The following is a 6,108-nucleotide window of genomic DNA, read 5'->3' on the forward strand; positions in this document are numbered from 1 at the left end:
CGCCCTACAGCCCCGCCTTGCCGTTCGAGACGGTGTAGGCTTCCTCCACCGGCGATACGAAGATGCGGCCGTCGCCGAAGTTGCCGTTTTCTCCGGTGCGGGCCGCGCCCAAGATGACGCGGATGGCGTCGTCGGCGTCGTCGTCGGCCACCACCAGCATGAGCATCTCCTTGGGGATCTCGTCGTACACCAAGTCGCCCACCTTCACGCCCATCTGGCGCCCGCGGCCGAACACGCTCATTTTCGTGATGGCCGGGAAATCGGCGTCCAGCAGTTCCTTCATCACGTCCGTCGCCTTCTCGGGACGCACGATCGCGCGTATGAGTTGCATAAGGGTTTTCCTCTCTCGTCGATGCCTCGCCTGCGTCCGGGCGATGTTCCCGGGCGAGCCTGCGCTCAAACCGAACCGCCCGTCGGCCCGCTAGATGCCCAAAAAGCCGTGCTCCATCATGAGGTCCTCCAGCTGATCTTGCGAAAGCGGTTTGGGAATGACGAACATGTCGTTGGAGTCCACCGCCTCGGCCAGCCCGCGGTACTCGTTGGCCTGGTTGCAGTCGGGCTCGAACTCGATGACCACCTTCTTGTTGATCTCGGCGTGCTGCACGATATTGTCGCGCGGCACGAAGTAGATGAGCTGGCTGCCCAGCTCCTTGGCGAACGCCTCCAGGAGCTCGCGCTCTCCGTCCACCTTGCGGGAGTTGCAGATGACGCCCCCTAGGCGCACGCCGCCGGAGTTCGCGTACTTCTGCACGCCCTTGCAGATGTTGTTCGCGGCGTACATGGCCATGAGCTCGCCGGACGCCACGACGTAGATCTCCTGGGCCTTGCCCTCGCGGATGGGCATGGCGAAGCCGCCGCACACGACGTCGCCCAGCACGTCGTAGAACACGTAGTCCAAGTCGTCGGTGTAGGCGCCCATCTGCTCCAGCATGTTGATGGAGGTGATGATGCCGCGCCCGGCGCAGCCCACCCCCGGCTCGGGGCCGCCGGATTCCACGCAGTGGATGCCGCCGAAGCCGTCCTTCATGATGTTCTCCAGCTCGATCTCGTCGCCTTCCTCGCGCAGCGTGTCGAGCACGGTTTTCTGGGCCAGGCCGCCCAGGAGCATGCGCGTGGAGTCCGCCTTCGGGTCGCACCCGATGAGCATGATCTTCTTGTTGAGATGCGTCGCCAATGCCGCTGTGAGGTTCTGCGTGGTCGTGGATTTTCCGATGCCGCCTTTGCCGTAGATCGCCACCTGTCGCATGTTCTTCTCCTTCTCGATCGCCATCCGCTTCGGGCATGAAAAAAGCCCGCACGCCAAGGAGGGTTGGCGTGCGGGCTTCGATGCCCCTTTGGTCTGTGGACGTTCACAGGATCGTCGAGCTTCGTTGCTGCGACTGCTCTCACTATAGCGGACGAAACGCGACGACGCCGTTTCCGCTAGATTAATTGCATGTTACAAGAGCGACGAGTTCCGCATCGGTCAGGGCGCGCTTGCGGCGCTGGGCCTCGGCGCGAACGGCGGGCAGCAGCTCGCGCGCTTCCCGCTCGTCCACCGGCCGGCCGAGCGCCGCGAGCTGCGCCCGCACGGCATGCGCGCCCGAGTGCTTGCCCACCACGATCTCGCGACGGGCGCCCACGAGCGCGGGGTCGTACAGCTCGTAGGTGGCGGGGTCCTTCAGCAAGCCGTCCACGTGGATGCCGCTCTCGTGGCAGAACGTACGCGAGCCGATGACGGGCGCGACCTCGGGCAGGGGGCGGCCTGCGGCGGTTAGCACGAGGGATGCCAGGCTGCGCAGCTGCGTCGCGTCGATGTGCGGCTCCACGCGCTCCAAACGCCACAGCGCCATGACCACCTGCTCGAGCGCCGCGTTGCCGGCACGTTCACCCAAACCCGCCACCGTCGTGTTCGCCCAGGTCGCGCCTGCATGGTACGCGGCCAGCGTGTTGGCCGTGGCCAGTCCGAAGTCGTCGTGCATGTGCACTTCGATGGGTAGCGACGTGGCCGCCTTGAGCGCGCGGACGGCGTCGAAGGCCCCTGCGGGCTCCAGCACGCCGAGCGTGTCGCAGAAGCGGAAGCGATCGGCCCCCTCGGCTTCGGCGGCGCGGGCCAGCTCGGCTAGGAAGGAGGGGTCGGCGCGGCTCGCGTCCTCGGCGTCGGCCGATACGTAGAGCCCGGCTTCCTTTGCTTGCGCCACGCATCTCCGCAGCGCATCGAGCGCCCAGGCGCGGCCGCGTCCCAGCTTGCCGCGCAGGTGCACGTCGCTGGCCGGCACCGATATGCCCACCGCGTCCACCCCGCACCCTGCGGCGGCCGCCACGTCGCCGGGCAGGGCGCGGCACCAAGCCAGCACGCTCGCGCGCAGGCCGTCGGAGGCCAACCGCGCCAAGAAGCGCTGCTCGTCGGCGCCCATGGCGGGGATGCCGGCCTCCAGCTGGTCGATGCCCGCGGCATCCAGCCGACGCGCGATGGCCAGCTTCTCGTCGTAGGAGAACGCCACGCCCGCCGCCTGCTCGCCGTCGCGCAGCGTGGTGTCGTCGTAGCGCAACGGAGCGTTGTCCGTTGCCGGTGTTCTGTCGTCGGTCTTTCCCATGTGCCCATTATGCGCGGAAAAAGCTGCGGCGCCAGATCGGTGTTGCAGCTCGAAACCTAGATTTCACGGAAGGACGCACCAGGGCCGATCGTGCACGCCGACCTCACGGTCGCGCATCTTCCGCCATCCACCGAACAGCTGCTCGTCCGAAATGGGCGGCGCGCCCTCCGTGCAGCGGTAGTAGGCGGCCCGCCCCGAGTTCGCGATGACGGCCATGTCGTGGGCGCTGATGAGCTGGGAGCCGTCCTCGACGCTCACGACGTACGACAAGAGCCCTATGTGGGCGGAGGCGAGCAAGGCGACGTAGTACGGGCGCAGGCGGTCCTTGGGAGCGCGGTCGTCATCCATCATGGCGTTCAGCTCCCGACGCACCTGCGCCTGAAGGCGCTCTTTGAAGTACACGTCGCCGTTCTCGCCCATGAGGGGCCCGAGAACCGGCCGCAAGCTCATCCCGGTCTCGAACCAGTTCTCCATGCTCTCGAAGGGCTTGCCGGCGCGGTCGTCTTTCGAGGACGCCTTCCGTGCGCGATAGAGGCTCAAGCGGTCGAGCAGGCGTCGTTCGATCTGCTCGAGCAGGTCGTAAGTGTCCTCGAAGTAGCGGTAGAACGTCGTGCGGGCCACGTTGCACCGGCCGGTCAGCTCCTTGACCGTCACCTTCCCGTAGGGCTTCACGCCCATAAGTTCGAGAAAGGCGTCCGCCATGGCCCTCTCGGTGTCGTTGAACGTTTGCAGGGCGTCCATGGCCGGCCTCCTCACACGCGAAAAACCCTCCTGCCGTTATAACAGACAGGAGGGCACGCTGCACTAGAAAATCGGATGCGTCGGATGTTCGTCCCCGTCGACGACGAACACGGTGCGCTCGTTGTACTTCGGCGGTATCACCGGAATCTGCACATACGAATCGTAACGGCCGCCCGTGTGGACGATGTGGTCGCCCTTGTTGTCGGTCTCCCAAACCAAGGGCTCTATCCAATGCGGGTCGCGCAGATAACGCCCCGCCACCTGCACGCGCAGCGTCTCGCCCGCATGCCAGATACGGCTCGTCGGGTTGATCTCGATGTCGACCGGCACGATCTCGCCCGGCGCGAGCTTCCGCTCGCGACGATGGGCCTGAACGGGCTGGAAGTCGCTCGAAAGCTCGGGGTCGAGCTCGCGGTGCGACACGCGCATCTTGCCCCAGGCGCCGGGATGCGGGGCCGTGTCGCCGAACACGGTGACGGGCTGCTCGACGCCCGCCGTCGACAGCTTTTTGAGGGTGACGAACAAGTCCATATCGTCGTGCCCATCGGCCTCGACCCACAGTCGCAACATCGGATAGCCGGTCAGCTCGGTTTCCTCGGCGAACACGTAGTCGAACTCGATCTGCCCCGTTTGCCCGTCGTAGCGCACCTGAGCCTCCGCGCCCAGCGGATCGGCCGCCATGCCCATCGTCGCGGCATCGAGGTGGAGCCGCTCGTAGCGCGTCCGCGCGAGCGGGAACTCCTTCTCCGGGCGGGCCGTGCACCAGTCCTCGTCGAACCGGTCCTGCACGGCGATGCGCACGCGCGGCGTGGACTCCCAGCCGTTTCGGATGCCCTTGCAATAGCGGTCGAAGAACGCCTTCAGCTCGGCGACGCCCTCGCGCGAGTAGAAGTCGGGCCATTCGAACTCGCGGTGGGTGCGCAGCCACTTCTGCTTCGACGCCATCTTGCGCCAGCCGATGACCGACCCCCGCAGATGGAAGTGGTTCCATCCGGCGCACACGTAGGCGGGCACCTCGATCTTCGAGAAGTCGGGGATCTTGTCCTCCCAGTACGCGTTCATGAGCGGGTATTTCTCGGCCATGGCGCCCTGGTCGTCGATGCCGCCCCGCCCGCAGGCCCCCGCCGTGGCGAAGTTGGTGAACTGTATGCAGGGGATGCCGCCTTCGTACAGCGATTCGCGGTACAGGTCGCTCATGCCCTCCCACGGCGCGATGCAGGCCAGGTGCGGCGGCTGCTCGGCGGCGATGTGCCACTGGCTGATGGCGAGCGCCGACGACCCGGCCATGGCCACCTTGCCGTTGCACCACGGCTGCCGAGCCGTCCACTCGACGAAGTCGAAGCCGTCTTCGGCGTCCTGCTTGCCGAACTGCTCGTGGTAGCCACCCGAGTAGCCTATGCCCCGGATGTCCACGTTGACGACGGCGTAACCCTCGCGGCACCAGTATTCCGGATCGACCGCCTCGAACTTCGCCAACGCGGACACGGATCCCTGAGGCACGCCGGGGGTGTAGGCGACGTCGTCGCCCTCGCGGTACTCGTTGCAGCGCTTGCCGTAGTTGCTCCAGGCGAGGATGGCGGGCACCCGATCGTCGGCGTTGCTCGGACGGAATACGTCGGCGTACAGCACCGTCCCGTCGCGCATCTCCACGCCCACGTCCTGCTCGCATAGGATGCCCGGAGCCGCCTCGTACGTGCGCTGGTCGAACGGGTACGGCTTGCAGAGGCGCCGCTCGTCCTCCGAAAGCCCTCGATACTCGTCCATGGGCACCGGCCTGAGCTCTTTCGCGTACACTTTTCCGATCGTCTCGCCGCCCATCTCGGTCGGCACGACGAACCGCTCCCTCTCCATCGGCATGGCGCTCTCCTCTCTCCTAGTTTCCCTCGCCCTACTGCGGGCCGTTGCCGCCACCTGCGGGCGGCGTATCCTGGGGAGCCTTCCCCTTGAACACGAGTTTGCCTATCAGCGCGTCGCACAGCCACGACAGCGCGAACGTCACCGCGGCGCCCCAGGCGAACACGACGAGCAGATCAAGGCCGTTCAACGTCCCCGGTGCCACCAGCTGGCCGGCGAGGGGAAACGAGGTCGTCATGCAGCCAAGTGTTTCAGCGAAACCGAGGAACACGCACGCGACCGCGTTGAACGGCGTGCCGCCGAGTAGACCTTTGTGAACGAGCACGATGAGTCCGCAGATCACGAGGTCGATGACGATGTCGAGCGGGACGACGCCGAGCGGCGCGAGGACCACGATGGCCGCCAAGGCGACCAACCCCCACAGCAGGCCGGCGACGAACGAGACGAGCATGTTGCCCAGGTACTTGCGCTCCTGCGGCTCCCGCATGAAGAACAGGATGAGCGGCATGAACGACAGCCAGAACATGCCCTGGTACTTGTTCACGGGCACGAGATCCCACAAAAGGCCGTCGACCAAGCACACGATGCCGGTTCCCAAGCCGGCGACGGCTCCTATTTTGACGATGGTTGATTTAGAAGGCATGGCGAATCCCCTCCTCGAAAGGCTTCCTTATGGCATTCCCAGTGCACTTGGAAATCTGGGGGAAAGATCGAGCCTTTCCCTCTTTGCGCCAGTATCGCAAGGATCGCCGCCGAGCGCGACGACACCGACACGTGAAATGTCGCGTTTTGCATGACCGTGGAAAAGGGGGGTTATAGGCCAAAACTTGTACCCAAATTGAGGTCATAAAGCCTGACCAGCGTTCGATAATTTGTCTCTACAGTTGAATCGCATCAACTGCGCACTCGGTCAAAACGTGTACCCTAAATGCTCTTG

General features: G+C 65.5%; 6 protein-coding genes. All 6 read right to left on the reverse strand.

The genetic code is table 11. The features are described from left to right. Positions 1 to 4: 4 nt before the first annotated feature. A complete protein-coding gene (locus tag C1878_RS10560) occupies positions 5 to 331 on the reverse strand; it encodes a P-II family nitrogen regulator (RefSeq protein WP_114601578.1) in 327 nt (108 codons plus the stop codon). A 90-nt stretch (positions 332 to 421) separates the two neighbouring features. Beyond that, entirely contained in the window at positions 422 to 1,246 is an 825-nt protein-coding gene (nifH, locus tag C1878_RS10565) for a nitrogenase iron protein (protein ID WP_114601597.1), read from the reverse strand. A gap of 181 nt (positions 1,247 to 1,427) precedes the next feature. Continuing rightward, positions 1,428 to 2,576 carry a homocitrate synthase gene (gene nifV / locus C1878_RS10570; protein ID WP_114601579.1) on the reverse strand — a complete coding sequence of 383 codons (1,149 nt, stop codon included), beginning with the start codon at positions 2,574 to 2,576 and terminating at the stop codon, positions 1,428 to 1,430. Between the two features lie 63 nt (positions 2,577 to 2,639). Further along, the gene (locus C1878_RS10575; protein WP_114601580.1) at positions 2,640 to 3,317 is read right to left on the reverse strand and encodes a TetR/AcrR family transcriptional regulator; all 678 of its coding nucleotides are present in this window, start codon (positions 3,315 to 3,317) and stop codon (positions 2,640 to 2,642) included. Positions 3,318 to 3,380: 63 nt separating this feature from the next. Beyond that, positions 3,381 to 5,174, reverse strand: coding sequence for a CocE/NonD family hydrolase (locus C1878_RS10580; protein ID WP_114601581.1), 1,794 nt, complete (start codon positions 5,172 to 5,174; stop codon positions 3,381 to 3,383). Between the two features lie 31 nt (positions 5,175 to 5,205). After that, positions 5,206 to 5,814 (reverse strand): hypothetical protein, encoded by a 609-nt coding sequence (locus C1878_RS10585; RefSeq protein WP_147272932.1) that lies wholly within the window; start codon positions 5,812 to 5,814, stop codon positions 5,206 to 5,208. Between the last annotated feature and the right edge of the window lie 294 nt (positions 5,815 to 6,108).

Source organism: Gordonibacter sp. 28C (assembly GCF_003339845.1).
In the GTDB taxonomy this organism is placed as follows: domain Bacteria; phylum Actinomycetota; class Coriobacteriia; order Coriobacteriales; family Eggerthellaceae; genus Gordonibacter.